This window comes from Collinsella sp. AM34-10, from assembly GCF_003469185.1.
Classification (GTDB): Bacteria; Actinomycetota; Coriobacteriia; order Coriobacteriales; family Coriobacteriaceae; genus Collinsella.
This window is the reverse complement of sequence record NZ_QSIL01000005.1, coordinates 31,922-46,401: the sequence shown is the minus strand read 5'-3', so window position 1 is coordinate 46,401 and position 14,480 is coordinate 31,922. Positions and strand designations below refer to the sequence as shown.

The following is a 14,480-nucleotide window of genomic DNA, read 5'->3' as shown; positions in this document are numbered from 1 at the left end:
TATCTCATGTCACTTGCAGCACAACAATCGCTCGAATCCTACTACGTCATGCACACCTTCGGTCGCTCTCCGGTCGAGTTTGTCGAAGGCCGCGGCATGAAGCTCACCGGCGACGATGGCCGCGAATACCTCGATTTTCTTGCCGGCATCGGCGTGTGCAGCCTGGGCCACGGCAACCCGGCAGTGCTGTCGGCGCTCGAGGCTCAGACCAAAAAGCTTCTGCATGTGTCTAACTACTTCTACATCGAGCGGCGTGGACAGGTCGCGGCGCTGCTGTCCAAGCTTGCCAACGACGACGTAGATGGTGCGTGCGTGCTGGCCGATGCCATTGTCGCCGGCGATGAGACCACGGCCGCTGCGCTCGGTGCCCCGGCTGCGGACGAGCAGGTGTGGGAGACGTTCTTTGCCAATTCTGGTGCCGAAGCCAACGAGGGCTCGATGAAGCTTGCGCGTCTGTACGCCAAGCGTGCTGGTAACGGCGGCAACACCATCGTATGCATGCGTGGCGGCTTCCACGGCCGTACGCTCGAGACCATTGCCGCCACCATGCAGGATTGGCTACAGGACAGTTTCCGTCCGCTGCCGGGTGGCTTTGTGGCCTGCACACCCAACGATGTAGATGAACTGCGTGCAATTTTTAAGCAGTTGGGCAGTGAAATTTGCGCCGTGATGCTCGAGCCGATTCAGGGCGAGAGCGGTGTGCACCCCATGACCGAGGAGTTTATGGCTACGGCGCGCGACTTGGCGCACGAGGTGGGTGCCGTGCTTATTGCCGACGAGGTCCAGTGCGGAATCTTTCGTACGGGTAAGCCGTTTGCGTTCCAGACCTATGGCGTGGAGCCCGACATCATGAGCCTTGCCAAGGGCATTGCCGACGGTGTGCCTATGGGTGCCGTGGTGGCAAAGAAGGAAATCGCCGACGTCTTTAAGCCCGGCGATCATGGTTCGACCTTCGGTGGCAGCTGCTTGGCCATCGCGGCGTGTGCCGCGACGCTCTCCGCGCTTGTGCACGGCGATTATGCCGAGCATGCTGCCAAGGTTGGCGCCTATATGGAGCAGGCGCTGGCTAAGCTTCCGCATGTGGTAGAGGTGCGTGGTCGCGGCCTGATGCTCGGCTGCGATTTGGATGCTGCCGCGGGTGATGCACACGACGTCGTGGCCCGTGCATTGGGGGCTGGTGCCGTGATCAACGCTACAGGCGCACATACGCTGCGCTTCCTTCCGCCGCTCGTGTGCGAAGAGGCCGACGTGGACAACCTGATCGAGATCCTGGCGGGTGTTTTGGCCTAACACGGCGCAATAACTTAATTTGGACCGGGTTCCGGACTGCGGACGTGCCATATGCGGCACGATTCAGCGGTCTGGAGCCCGTTTTGCTATCGATTTACCATGGCTGGGATAGGCCGTGTGCAAAAAGTGGCAAATATGAGTACGGGCACTAACTTCGTAACATATAAATTAGGCACTTTTAGATGAGTTGGGCCACATATGTCCAGTTTTGTAGTTGGCAAATTGGCTTAACTGGACTATCGATCGTCGTTCTAATGCCGGATTTGCCTTTTATGACTTCGAAAACGCTGCTACTAAAAAGGTAGCAGTACTCATATTTGGCATTTTTTGCACACGGGTATTCGCCAAGGGTCCATTTCGCCGCCCGAGCCCCGCTTCGTCGCTCCGCTCCTCGCGTGCTGCGCTGGAAAACGCTTCGCGTTTCCTCAGCTCCGCACTCTTGCGGGTTCGAATCCCATGCACCGGCCCAAAAAAGAAAGGCCTCCATCGCTGGGGGCCTATCAATTCAATGGCGGGCGATGAGGGATGTCCGCGTGCGGCTGGCGCCGTCCGCGCCCCGCTTCGTCGCTCCGCTCCTCGCGTGCTGCGCTGGAAAACGCTTCGCGTTTCCTCAGCTCCGCACCCTGTCGGGTTCGAATCCCTCTGCGATGGGCCCAAAAAAGAAAGGCCCCCATAGCTGGGAGCCTAACAAATCAGTGGTGGGCGATGAGGGATTCGAACCCCCAGCCTTGTGCGTGTAAAGCACCTGCGCTAACCGTTGCGCCAATCGCCCGCAGAGATTGAGTATAGCGGAAACCCTGCGTGGTTCACCGCTAATTCATAACGAAAACTAAGCGGCGACTTTAGCGCCCTTGTCCTCGTCGATAAAGAAGCGCTTGTACCAAATGAGGAACGTCAGCGTGGTATAGATCTTGCGCTGGTTGAGCGCGCGACCCTTAAAGTGATCGTCGAGCAGTTTCATGAGCGCATCGGTGTCAAAGAAATCAGCAGCCCACGGCGCGGTGAAGTATTCCTTTACGTAGTCGTAATACTTTTGCTCGCGCAGCCAGAACTTGACCGGTACGGGGAAGCCCACCTTCTTGCGCGTTGCCCACTCGTCGGGCAGCGTGCGGTTGGCAGCGTGACGCAGAACGAGCTTGCAGCCTTCTTCGTTAACACGGTAGTTGGCGGGAATGTGCTCGGCAAACTCCATGACCTTCTTGTCCAGGAACGGAACGCGGAGCTCCAGAGAATGCGCCATGCACATCTTGTCGGCCTTGAGCAGAATGTCACCCGGCAGCCACATGTTCATATCCAGATACTGTTTCTTGGAAAGCTCGCAGCAGTCGGGAACCTGCTTGTAGTACTCGGCGCACATCTCGGCGGCGTTCTTGCCGGTGTTATAAGCGGGCTTGAGCACCTCGTCGACTTCGGAGGGATCGAACACCTTTGCCTGACCCACATACCAGCGCTCGGGAACCTCGGCGCATTTCGTCAGGAAGTTGTGTCCCTTAAAGTAGGGGAGATGCTGAACGAGTGAGCCCAGGGCGTGACGTACGCCGAGCGGCACGCGTTTCTTAAAGGTACGCATCTCGGGGGTGTCCTCGTACCACTCATAGCCGGCAAACAGCTCGTCGGCACCCTCGCCCGAAAGGACGACGGTGACCTCCTTGGAAGCCATCTGCGCCAGATAGTACAGCGGCACGCTGGACAGGTTCGATTGCGGCTCGTCCATGTGGTACTGGATATCGGGCAGTGCATCAAAGAACTCGTCGGCGGTAATCATCTTGCGCACGTTCTTGATGCCCAGCTTGTCGGAAAGCTCGGCGGCGTAGTTGGTCTCGTTGAAGTTCTTGTAATCGAAGCCGACAGAATACGTGGTGTCGGGCATGAGACAGGCGGCAATGTAGCTGGAGTCCACACCGCCAGAAAGGAACGAGCCCACCTTAACATCGGCGATTCGGTGCGCAGCGACGCTTTCGTGCACGACCTTGTCGCACTCGTCCACGTACTCCTCGAAGGTCTTGGAGTTGTCGTCGGTGAAGTCACAGCTCCAGTAACGCTTGATGTCCATGGTGTTGGTCGTCAGGTCATACGTAAAGCAATGCGCCGGGGCAAGCTTGAACACGCCCTTAAAGAAGGTCTCCTCCGTGGCGGGGAATTGCAGCGTCAGGTAGGGGCGCAGCGCGTCGTGGTTGACAGCCTTCTCAAACTTGGGATGGTCCAGGAAGCTCTTGATCTCGGAGCCAAACAGCAGCGAGCCATCGGATGCCTGGTAGTAATAGAACGGCTTGATACCAAAGATGTCACGAGCACCAAAGAGTTTGTTCTTGTTCTGGTCGTGAATCACGAACGCGTACATGCCGCGCAGACGGTTGACCAGGTCCTCGCCCCACTCCTCGTAACCGTGTACCAGGACTTCGGTATCAGCGTTGCAGTGGAAGGCGTAGCCGGCCGCCTCCAGCTCGGCGCGAAGCTCCTGGAAGTTGTAGATCTCTCCGTTGAAGACAATCGTGACCTTGCCGTCGTCGCTCGACATGGGCTGGGCTCCAGCTTCGGAAAGATCGAGAATCGAAAGACGACGGAAGCCAAGGGCAACGTTGTCGACGATATGCTGGCCGCCCATATCGGGACCACGGTGGATGATGCGATTCATCATGGCCGTGAGAACCAGCTCACTCTGTTCATCTGTACCGGTAAAACCGACAAAACCGCACATGCAAGATCCTTTCTGCTGACGGCTCAGGTGTACTGCCGCAAGGATTGTGGCAGCTGATGTCAAATAATCTTTACTATCATGCCAATCTTTTGTTTCGTGATAGGGCATAAGCGCCGAGCGAACCGAAAAAACCACGTCCCGATCTTCAGACGAAGCGGCGGGCCGTGGTTGCGAACGCTATGTTAAAGAACAGCACCCAGATTTCCTTGTTTTTACACGGGGTGAACACCGTTGCCATTTATTAGACCACGGCACAGTCCATGCAATTTTTTAGAAGGCTGTGATGCGCGTAAGGTCAGGTGGCATATTAGGATGGTTGATAATACAGAATGTTTCATCGTTTCTGCCGCGGGACGTCTTCTGCCCTTTAAGGCTGAATTTAGCGAGAGAGGTCTTTGTATGTCGAGTCCGACACAAGAGAAGCTAACTCTGATGCGCTATATAGAGTTGCTCGAGGAAGATGACCTTGTTGTTTCCAGACCGAGCGCTTCGTGCGACCAGCGCATTGAGTTTGCGACTGATGACTCGCGCCAGGTGCGTCCGGGCACGTTGTTTGTCTGCAAGGGCCGTGCGTTTAAGCGCGAGTACCTGCTTTCGGCAATCGCCGATGGCGCCGTGGCCTACGTTTCCGAGGTCGATTACGATGTTGATCTTCCCGCGGTGATTGTGAGCGATATTCGTCGCACGCTCGCCGTGGTGGCAGATGCCTTTTATGGGCACCCGTCGGGTAAGGTGAAGGTCTGCGCCTTTACAGGCACCAAGGGCAAGTCGACCTGCAGCTTTTATCTGCGCGGCATCCTCGCCAACGAGGCCAAGCTTACGGGCTGTCATCGACCCGCTCTTAATACGGGCATTGAGTTCGACGACGGCATCGAGACGGGCCCTTCCAAGCTGACGACCCCCGAATCCTTCCTGCTGCAGTCTCGCATCGCGCATGCTGCGGAGGCGGGTGCCCCGTGGCTGGTTATGGAGGCATCGAGTCAGGGCCTCAAATACGAGCGTACGGGCAAGATTGACTTTGAAGTCGGCGCCTTTACCAATATCGGCGAGGATCACATTTCGCCGATTGAGCATCCGACGCTCGAGGATTACTTTGCCAGCAAGCTCAAAATCTTCTTGCAGAGCCGTTTTGCCGTGGTCAATCTCGATATGGATAAGGTCGATCGCGTGCTCGAGGCGGCATCTCGTTGCGAACGTACGGTGACGTTCTCCCTGACCGACGAGCGTGCCGACGTGCTTGCGCTGGCGATTCGCAATGGCGACTGCGGCGTGGTGGCAACGGTGCGCACGCCCCGTTTTACGCGTGACATTGTGATTCCCACGCCGGTTAAGTTCAATGTGTCCAACGCGCTTGCCGCTATTGCCTGCGCCGAGGCCCTGGGCATTTCCGAAGAGGGTATCGTCCATGGCTTTGAGGGCGTCTTCGTTCCCGGTCGTATGGAGCTCTATCCGTCCGTATCGGGCAAAATCCTGGGCATCGTCGATTTTGCACATAACGGCATGAGCCTCGAGACACTCCTGCGCGACTTGCGCGAGAACTATCCCGAGCGCGAGCTGGCGGTTGTATTTGGCGCTACGGGCGGTAAGGGTGTCGATCGACGCACCACGATGGGCATCGCCGCTGGCAAGTATGCCGACCGAATCGTGATTACCGAGGATGACCCCGGCCCCGAGGATGTCGAGGACATCTGCGCCGAGATCGCGCGCAACGTTCAAGCGCAGGGAAATGATAACTGGCAAATCGTGACTGATCGCGTTGCCGCTATCGAGACTGCCGTGCGCGAAACTGTCCGTCCTGCCGTGGTCATCGTGACCGGTAAGGGCGAGGAAGAGTGTATGCTGCGCAAGAACGGACCCGAGCCTTGTGAGCGCGACGGTTTGATTCTCAAGCGCACCCTTGCGGCGTACGACGCCTAGACCAGCCCCTTCTATGTAAACGGAGTGACCATGTCCCACAACATCCTGCCGACCGTTGCCGAGCTTTCGGGCGAGATGCGCGAGCGCCTTGCCAAGGTCAAGTATGTCTTTACCGATCTGGACGCCACGATGCTCGCCCCCGGCTCGTGCGTGCTGCGCGATAACGACGGCAATCCCTCGACCAAGCTCGTCGAGGCGGTTGTCGCGCTCGCCCGTGCCGGCATCCAGGTGGTTCCCACCTCGGGTCGCAATCGCACCATGATCCATGAGGACGCCCGCGTGCTCGGCCTCAACTCCTACATCGGCGAGATGGGCGGCCTGGTCATGTACGACCTCAAGGCCAACGACTGGGAGTACCTGACGGGCGACATGCCCTACGACCCCGCCTGCGGTCTCACGCCGCACCAGGTGATCGAGCAGACCGGCGTGTGCGAGAAGATCCTTGCCCGCTGGCCGCACAAGATCGAATACCACAACGACATGTCGACCGGCTACAAGTACCGTGAGGTCACCGTCGGCATGCGCGGCGATGTGCCCGACGATGAGGTCCAGGCCATCCTGGACGAGGCCGGCTGCGGTCTGGTCTGGGCTTGCAACGGCCATCTGACTCACCTGTCCAAGCCGACGACGCTCGAGCTTAATCGCGTCGAGGACGGCCGCGCCTTCAACATCAATCCGGCGGGTCTCAACAAAGGCGTTGCCATTGCGCGCTTCTGCGAGCACCTGGGGATCGAGCGCGAGGAGACGCTTGCGCTCGGTGACTCCGAGTCCGACTTCTACATGGCCGACCATGTTGGCATGTTCTGCCTGGTCGAGAACGGTCTGACGAGCGCCGGTGCCCCGGAGTTCTTGGATGCCTGCGACAATGCCTATATTACGCGCGGCAAGATTGTCGACGGTTGGGTGGCAACGGCCGAGCTGTTGGTCGCGGCCCGTTCGTAGCGCGACGCATCACGCATGGTCGCATTTTTCGAGAGAGAATCTGGTGAGGTAATGTCCGATATCGATAATCTGGCCGGGGACACGCGTCCGATCGGCGTGTTCGACTCGGGCCTGGGCGGCTTAACGGTCGCGCGCGCGATCGCAACGGCGCTTCCGCGCGAGTCCGTCTACTATTTCGGTGACACTAAACGCTGCCCTTATGGCACCCGCACCGAGGACGAGGTTCGCTCGTTTGCGCTGCAGGCGGGCCGCTGGCTATCGAGGCACGACGTTAAGATCATGGTCATCGCCTGTAACACGGCGACCGCCGCGGCCTTGCGTCTGGCTCAGCAAGTGCTCGACGTTCCTGTGATCGGCGTGATCGCCCCGGGCGCACGCGCCGCCATCAACAGCACGCGTACGCGTCGCGTGGGCGTGCTCGCCACCAACCTCACCATTCGCTCGGGCGCCTACACGCGCGCCATCCAGGATTTGGATGCTGGTGTCGATGTGTATGGCTGCCCGGCTTCGAGCTTTGTCGAGGTCGTCGAGCACGAGCTCGCCTCGGGCGCGCATCTGCAGGAGCAGTGGCTCGAGAACGAGGATATTTTTGATACGCCAGCCGTTCGCGCGCTGGTCGGCACCACAGTCGAGCCGCTGCACGATCGTGGCATCGATACCGTGGTACTCGGCTGCACGCATTTCCCGCTGCTGGTGGGTCCCATCCGCCATGCGCTAGGACCCGGGGTGCGCGTGGTGAGCTCCGCCGAGGAGACCACCCGCGAGCTGACCGATATCCTCACGCGCCGTGAGCAGCTGGCGGGCGATGCCGCCGAGCCACAGCATCGCTTTGCCACCACGTCTGACAACATTGCCGAGTTTGCGGTGGCGGGTAGCTTTATCTTTGGCCAGCCGCTTAAAAGCATCGAGCATGTCGATATCGACGAACTCGGTTAGGCTCGCAATGTCGCCGGAGGCTTCGCCACATCTTTTGCCGAAAGGATAGTTCCATGGAATACATGCAGGTCAACCGCGCCAACGGCCGCGCTGTCAACGAGCTGCGCCCCGTTAAGCTCACCCGCGGCGTCATGAAGCACGCCCACGGCTCGTGCCTGGCTGAGTTCGGCGACACGCACGTACTGTGCGCCGCCACCATCGAGGAGGGTGTGCCTGGTTGGCGCAAGGGCGCCAAGGCCGGCTGGGTAACGGCGGAATATGCGATGCTACCGGCCTCGACCGGTAAACGCTGCAAGCGCGAGCATGCCAACCGCAAGGGCCGCTCCATGGAGATCGAGCGGCTTATCGGCCGCAGCCTGCGTACCGTCGTCAATATGAAGGCGCTCGGCGAGTACACCGTTACCGTCGACTGCGATGTGATCCAGGCCGATGGCGGCACGCGTACGGCGAGCATTACCGGCGCCTGGGTGGCGCTGCACGACGCCCTTGCCATGTGGGTCGAGGCGGGCAAACTCGAGCGCATCCCGCTCACGGGCCAGGTTGCCGCCATTTCCATGGGCGTCGTCGACGGCAACACCCTGCTCGACTTGGATTATTCCGAGGACAGCCACGCCGAGGTCGACATGAACCTCGTCGCCACCGATTCTGGTGAGATGATCGAACTCCAGGGTACCGGCGAGCAGGCGCCCTTCGACCGCAAGCGTCTCAACGCTCTGCTCGACCTGGGTGACAAGGGTATCGCCGAGCTCATCGAGCTTCAGCGCCAAGCCCTCGCCTAACCTGCCAAAAAGGGACAGGTTTATTTTGGCAGGTTTTATCTGGGAAAACGTCGAAGTATAAGACTGCCGTTGATTGAGACGGGAGAGAGGCCGAAGTCCTCGTCGTCCTCAACTCGTCATTGCTATAGAGACAAAGGAGACCAGCTATGGCACTTGAGAAGATTGACATCGACACCCTCGACCCGGCGGCGACCATCGTCGTGGCAACCGGCAACGCCCATAAGCTCACCGAGATCGAGGCCATTTTGGGCAAGGTCATGCCCGAGGTGCGCTTTGTGGCGCTCGGCCAGCTGGGCGATTTTGAGGACCCCGAGGAAAACGGCACGACGTTTTTGGAGAACGCCATCATCAAGGCGCAGGCTGCGGTCGAGGAGACGGGCCTTATGGCCATCGCCGACGACTCCGGCTTGGTCGTCGATGCGTTGGACGGTGAGCCGGGCGTGTATAGCGCGCGCTATGCGGGCGTGCATGGCGACGATGCCGCCAACAACGCCAAGCTTCTCGTTAACCTGGAAGGCGTGGCAGACGAGGACCGTACCGCGCGCTTTATGAGCGTCGTCGCGCTTATCGATACGGACGGCCTGGTCACCTATGGCGAGGGCGCCTGCGAAGGCGTTATCGCGCACGAGGGCCGCGGCGAACACGGTTTTGGCTACGACCCGCTGTTCCTGCCGGTCGATACGCCGGGCAAGACCATGGCCGAGCTCACGGCGGACGAGAAGAACGCCATCAGCCATCGTTTCCATGCGCTCGAGCATCTGTCCGCCAAGCTGACGGGCGAGGAGTAGACCGTGCGTGCGGTGGTGCAGCGCGTGCTCAACGCCAGCGTGACAGTCGACGGCGAGTGCGTGGGCCGTATTGGACGCGGCTACTTGGTGCTGCTGGGCGTGGGCCACGGCGACACACGCGCCGAAGCCGACAAGCTGTGGGGCAAGCTCCGCGGGCTGCGTATCAACGAGGACGAGAACGGCAAGACCAACTTGGCGCTGGCGGATGTCGACGGCGAGGTGCTCGTGGTGTCGCAGTTCACGCTGTTTGCCGACTGCCGCCACGGCCGCCGTCCGTCGTTTACGGACGCCGGCGCGCCCGATGTCGCTAACGAACTTTACGAGTACCTTTTGACACTCGTCGCTCAGGACGTTGAGCATGTGGCGCACGGTATCTTTGGCGCCGATATGAAGGTCGACCTGGTCAACGACGGTCCGTTCACCATCGTCCTGGACACAGACAATCTTTAGGTTACGCGGTTTTACCAAACCGCGTAACTACTCGACGCTGCACGGCCACCATTCGGCCAATCTGTCGCTCAAACCGTCGCTCGCGTACCAAAGTACGCGTCGCTCCTCTTTCGCGACACCTTGGCTCGAATGGTGGTCGTTCGCTGACGTGAACTGGTCATGTGAGGTTATCGTCTGGTACGTATTTGGGACCGGGCTTTTTTAGCTGCTTGCGTATGGCTGCAACAGGGTGCTATAGTATTAGAGTTTTGTCTATCTTAGGGGTATTATCCCCTTTTTGAATTGCACCCTCTGGAGGCCCTATTCATGGAAGAGATGGAAGTCAATCACGTCGACGACATCCACGAGAAGCTGACCGATATGGTGGGCGATCGCGTCAAGGTTAAGGCCAACATGGGCCGTACCCGCGTCATCGAGCGCATGGGCACCATCAAGAGCGTCCACCCCGCTGTCTTTATCGTTGAGGTTGACGAGCGTCGCGGCCGCAAATCGCGTCAGTCCTACCAGTACATCGATGTCCTTACCGGCCAGGTCGAACTGTTCGACCCCGAGAGCGGCGAACATATCTTTACCCCGCTCGGCAACCAGCTCGAGGAGCACTAACGGTGACCGATCGGTCCCTCATCCTTACCGCGCCGGCAAAGATTAACCTCTATCTGGGGGTTCATACCGAGCGCGACGCCCGCGGCTATCACAGGGTCGATTCCCTGATGGCAGCCGTCGGTCTAGCCGATACCGTGACGGTCACGCCGGCGCAGGCGTTGACCGTCCAGACGGTTCCGGCATCCGATTTTCCCATGCAAAAAAATACGGCCTATCGGGCGGCAATCGCTATGGCCGAGCGTTACGGTCGCGATGCCAACGTGTGCGTGACGATCGAAAAGCGTATCCCGCTGTGCGCCGGCCTGGGAGGCCCCTCGACGGATGCCGCTGCGGTCATCGTTGCCTTGGCCGAGCTGTGGGGTATCGACCGCGCCGACCCCGCGCTCGATGACATCGCTCGCGGTATCGGCGCCGACGTGCCGTTCTTTTTGCACACGAGTCCCGCATTCTACGTCGGCGGGGGAGATGTGCTGGCCACTGAGTATCCTGTGCTTCCGGCGACACCTGTCGTATTGGTCAAACCGCACGAGACGAGCGTTTCAACGGTTGAAGCGTATCGACGATTTGATGAGAGCCCGGTGCCCGCGGAAAAACCCGATGCGATTGCTTCTGTCTTACGCGCCGGCGATGCCGAGGCGGCATATGCGCTCGTTCATAACAATCTGGGCGTCATATCCGCGCAGATGGAGCCGCGGATCCAGGCAGTTCTCGACTGGCTGCGCGCACAGGAGGGAACCGTTGCCGTGGACGTGTGCGGTTCGGGTGCTTGCTCGTTTGCCATTTGCGATACCGTCGCTGCAGCAGCCCATCTTGCGGGAGCTGCCCAGCAAAATGGCTGGTGGGCCTGCGCGACTGAGCTTATTCCCAACACGGTTCAAATCGACGCGCCAAAGAAATAAAAATTTCTCTAGCACGCGACGAAAATCTTTGTTACTATAGTCGAGCTAACGGGTTGTGGCTCAGTTTGGTAGAGCACTGCGTTCGGGACGCAGGGGTCGCTGGTTCAAATCCAGTCAACCCGACCAGAGCATGAGAAGGGACCGCTTCTTGCGGTCCCTTTTTTTAGCTATTGTTGTGATACCGCGGCACCCGCGGTATACTCATTCGAGCTTGTCTCGCTGTATTGTGGAGGTCTACATGTTTGGACTGAGGGCTCCTGAGCTCATCATTATTCTCGTCGTTGTCTTGATCATCTTCGGGCCTAAGAACCTGCCGAAGCTCGGCAAGTCTCTCGGCTCTACCGTCAAGAATATCCGCGAGGGTATGGAGGGCGACGATAAGGGCGAAACCAAGCAGGCCGAGGACGTTGTGGTCGAGGAGTCCAAGGAGGACAAGGAGATCGCAGAGCTCGAGGCCAAGCTCGCTGCTGCCAAGAAAAAGCAGGCAGAGGACAGCGACGCGGACGCAGAGTAGTCCCATCCCTTTGGGGTGAGCACCTGACCGGCTTGCCCGCAGGCTAGCCGGTCTTTTTCGTTTTGTTGACAGTTGATCGTTACATCATAGTTGGGGAGATATCCGTATGGACGCAAGCCAGATCGTACTGACCGCTGAGGGCCGCCAGAAGCTCGTCGAGGAGCTTGCTTGGCGTGAGGGCGATTACGCCAAGGAGATCGTCGAGGACATCAAGGAAGCCCGCGCGTTCGGCGACCTTTCGGAGAACTCCGAGTACGATGCCGCCAAGGACAAGCAGGCCCAGAATGCTGCTCGCATTGCCGAGATTCAGGCCATCCTCGCCAACGCTCAGGTTGCTGCCACCACGGGCGATCTGACCGTCTCCATCGGTTCCACCGTTTCTCTGATCGATCCCAACGGTGAGGTCATGGAAGTCACGCTCGTCGGTACCACCGAGACCAACTCGCTCGAGCACAAGATCTCCAACGAGTCTCCGGTCGGCCACGCCATTATCGGTCACGGCGAGGGCGACTCCGTCGAGGTCGTTACGCCTTCGGGCAAGACCCGCGTCTACACCATCGCAAAGATCGCACGCTAGACCACGGTCCCGCGTAAAGGTATGTTTTCGCTCCCTGGGACCGAATCCTGGGGAGCGTTTTAGTTTGAGGAGCTAACTTATGGCAGAGAACCAGAACGTCGCCGATCAGGCCTCGACGCTCAACGACGAGCGCGCCACGCGTCTGGCAAAGCGCGCCGCCCTGTTCGAGGCGGGCCAGAACCCCTATCCCGAGCACTCCGAGATCGAGGACTATGTCGTCGACATTGAGGCCAAATATGCCGATCTTGCCGATGGCGAGGATACTGAGGACGTCGTGAAGATCGGCGGCCGCGTGGTCGCCAAGCGCGGTCAGGGCAAGATCATGTTTATCGTCGTGCGCGACGCTACCGCCGAGATTCAGCTGTTCTGCCGCATCAACGACATGGACGAGGCAGCTTGGAATACGCTCAAGGCTCTCGACCTTGGCGATATCCTGGGCGTGACCGGCGTGGTTGTTCGCACCAAGCGCGGCCAGCTCTCCGTTGCCCCCAAGAGCGCGACGCTGCTCTCCAAGGCCGTTCGCCCGCTGCCCGAGAAGTTCCACGGCCTCTCCGACAAGGAGACCCGCTATCGTCAGCGCTATGTCGACCTGATTGCCAACGACGATGTTCGCGAGACCTTCCGCAAGCGCTCGCAGATTCTCTCCACCTTCCGCCGCTTCATGGAATCTGACGGCTACATGGAGGTCGAGACCCCCATCCTGCAGACCATTCAGGGCGGCGCTACGGCCAAGCCGTTCATCACGCACTTCAACGCGCTCGATCAGGAGTGCTACCTGCGCATTGCTACCGAGCTGCACCTCAAGCGCTGCATCGTCGGTGGCTTTGAGCGCGTCTTCGAGATCGGCCGCATCTTCCGCAACGAGGGTATGGACCTCACCCACAACCCCGAGTTCACCACGATGGAGGCCTACCGTGCCTTCTCCGACCTCGAGGGCATGAAGGCGCTCGCCCAGGGTGTCATCAAGGCTGCCAACAAGGCCATCGGCAACCCCGAGGTCATTGAGTACCAGGGTCAGACCATCGATCTTTCCGGTGAGTGGGCAAGCCGTCCCATGACCGACATCGTCTCGAACGTGCTCGGCAAGCAGGTCACCATCGACACGCCGGTCGAGGAGCTTGCCGCCGCCGCACGCGAGAAGGGTCTGGAGATTAAGCCCGAGTGGACTGCTGGCAAGATCATCGCCGAGATTTACGATGAGCTGGGCGAGGACACCATCGTCAACCCGACCTTCGTATGCGATTACCCCATCGAGGTCAGCCCGCTTGCCAAGCGTTTTGAGGACGATCCGCGCCTGACGCACCGCTTTGAGCTGGTCATCGCCGGCCACGAGTACGCCAACGCATTCTCCGAGCTCAACGACCCGGTCGACCAGGCCGAGCGCTTTGCCGCCCAGATGGCCGAGAAGGCCGGCGGCGACGACGAGGCTATGGAGTACGACGAGGACTACGTACGCGCCCTCGAGTACGGTATGCCTCCCGCGGGCGGCATCGGCATCGGTATCGATCGCGTGGTCATGCTGCTCACCAACCAGGCTTCCATTCGCGACGTCCTGCTGTTCCCGCACATGAAGCCCGAGAAGGGTTTCCAGTCCGGTGCCGCCGCTGCCAAGGCTGCCGAGGCCGGCAACGCCGCAAGCCCGTTCGTTAAGTCGCTTAAGCCCACGCTCGATTACTCCAAGATCGCCGTTGAGCCGCTGTTCGAGGAGTTCGTCGACTTCGATACCTTCTCCAAGAGCGATTTCCGCGCTGTGAAGGTCAAGGCATGCGAGGCCGTCAAGAAGTCCAAGAAGCTGCTGAACTTTACGCTCGACGACGGTACCGGTACCGACCGCACCATCCTCTCCGGTATTCACGCTTATTACGAGCCCGAGGACCTGGTCGGCAAGACCTTGCTCGCCATCACCAACCTGCCTCCGCGCAAGATGATGGGTATTCCCAGCTGCGGTATGCTGATCAGCGCCATCCACGAGGAGGAGGGCGAGGAGCGCCTCAACCTGATCCAGCTCGACGCTTCCATCCCCGCCGGCGCAAAGATGTACTAGGGGGTTACGCGGGTTTACCAACCCGCGTAACCAGTTGACGCTG

The 14,480-nt window shown here is 59.7% G+C and carries 13 protein-coding genes and 2 tRNA genes; 13 read left to right on the top strand and 2 right to left on the bottom strand.

The features are described 5' to 3' along the window. Positions 1-6 precede the first annotated feature (6 nt). Complete coding sequence (locus tag DW823_RS05935) at positions 7-1,290, top strand: aspartate aminotransferase family protein (RefSeq protein WP_118081043.1); 1,284 nt, start codon at positions 7-9, stop codon at positions 1,288-1,290. Between the two features lie 696 nt (positions 1,291-1,986). On the opposite strand, the gene DW823_RS05930 is transcribed toward DW823_RS05935, so the two are convergent. Both DW823_RS05930 and asnB read right to left on the bottom strand, forming a co-directional pair. After that, positions 1,987-2,062: transfer RNA gene (locus tag DW823_RS05930), tRNA-Val, on the bottom strand. Positions 2,063-2,119: 57 nt separating this feature from the next. Further along, on the bottom strand, positions 2,120-3,988 hold the full coding sequence (gene asnB, locus DW823_RS05925; RefSeq protein WP_118081041.1) for an asparagine synthase (glutamine-hydrolyzing): 1,869 nt from the start codon (positions 3,986-3,988) through the stop codon (positions 2,120-2,122). 399 nt (positions 3,989-4,387) lie between these two features. Between asnB and DW823_RS05920 the strand changes: the two genes are divergently transcribed. The 12 genes from DW823_RS05920 (at position 4,388) to lysS (ending at position 14,437) form a co-directional block, all read left to right on the top strand. Next, positions 4,388-5,905, top strand: coding sequence for a Mur ligase family protein (locus tag DW823_RS05920; protein WP_118081039.1), 1,518 nt, complete (start codon positions 4,388-4,390; stop codon positions 5,903-5,905). A gap of 30 nt (positions 5,906-5,935) precedes the next feature. Then, positions 5,936-6,847 (top strand): HAD family hydrolase, encoded by a 912-nt coding sequence (locus DW823_RS05915; RefSeq protein ID WP_118081037.1) that lies wholly within the window; start codon positions 5,936-5,938, stop codon positions 6,845-6,847. A gap of 51 nt (positions 6,848-6,898) precedes the next feature. After that, on the top strand, positions 6,899-7,783 hold the full coding sequence (murI, locus tag DW823_RS05910) for a glutamate racemase (protein ID WP_118081035.1): 885 nt from the start codon (positions 6,899-6,901) through the stop codon (positions 7,781-7,783). Positions 7,784-7,836: 53 nt separating this feature from the next. Then, entirely contained in the window at positions 7,837-8,562 is a 726-nt protein-coding gene (gene rph / locus DW823_RS05905; protein ID WP_118081033.1) for a ribonuclease PH, read from the top strand. 146 nt (positions 8,563-8,708) lie between these two features. Continuing rightward, complete coding sequence (gene rdgB / locus DW823_RS05900) at positions 8,709-9,350, top strand: RdgB/HAM1 family non-canonical purine NTP pyrophosphatase (RefSeq protein ID WP_118081031.1); 642 nt, start codon at positions 8,709-8,711, stop codon at positions 9,348-9,350. A gap of 3 nt (positions 9,351-9,353) precedes the next feature. Continuing rightward, positions 9,354-9,800 carry a D-aminoacyl-tRNA deacylase gene (gene dtd, locus DW823_RS05895; protein ID WP_118081029.1) on the top strand — a complete coding sequence of 149 codons (447 nt, stop codon included), beginning with the start codon at positions 9,354-9,356 and terminating at the stop codon, positions 9,798-9,800. Positions 9,801-10,106: 306 nt separating this feature from the next. Then, entirely contained in the window at positions 10,107-10,403 is a 297-nt protein-coding gene (locus tag DW823_RS05890) for a Veg family protein (protein ID WP_117799674.1), read from the top strand. Between the two features lie 2 nt (positions 10,404-10,405). Then, positions 10,406-11,302 (top strand): 4-(cytidine 5'-diphospho)-2-C-methyl-D-erythritol kinase, encoded by an 897-nt coding sequence (gene ispE, locus DW823_RS05885; RefSeq protein ID WP_233543014.1) that lies wholly within the window; start codon positions 10,406-10,408, stop codon positions 11,300-11,302. A gap of 49 nt (positions 11,303-11,351) precedes the next feature. Beyond that, positions 11,352-11,428, top strand: a tRNA-Pro gene (locus DW823_RS05880). Positions 11,429-11,540: 112 nt separating this feature from the next. After that, positions 11,541-11,816 (top strand): twin-arginine translocase TatA/TatE family subunit, encoded by a 276-nt coding sequence (gene tatA, locus DW823_RS05875; protein ID WP_158554565.1) that lies wholly within the window; start codon positions 11,541-11,543, stop codon positions 11,814-11,816. Positions 11,817-11,922: 106 nt separating this feature from the next. Further along, positions 11,923-12,393 carry a transcription elongation factor GreA gene (gene greA / locus DW823_RS05870; RefSeq protein ID WP_006234960.1) on the top strand — a complete coding sequence of 157 codons (471 nt, stop codon included), beginning with the start codon at positions 11,923-11,925 and terminating at the stop codon, positions 12,391-12,393. 79 nt (positions 12,394-12,472) lie between these two features. Further along, positions 12,473-14,437, top strand: a complete 1,965-nt coding sequence (gene lysS / locus DW823_RS05865) for a lysine--tRNA ligase (RefSeq protein WP_118081027.1) — start codon at positions 12,473-12,475, stop codon at positions 14,435-14,437. Positions 14,438-14,480: the final 43 nt, after the last annotated feature.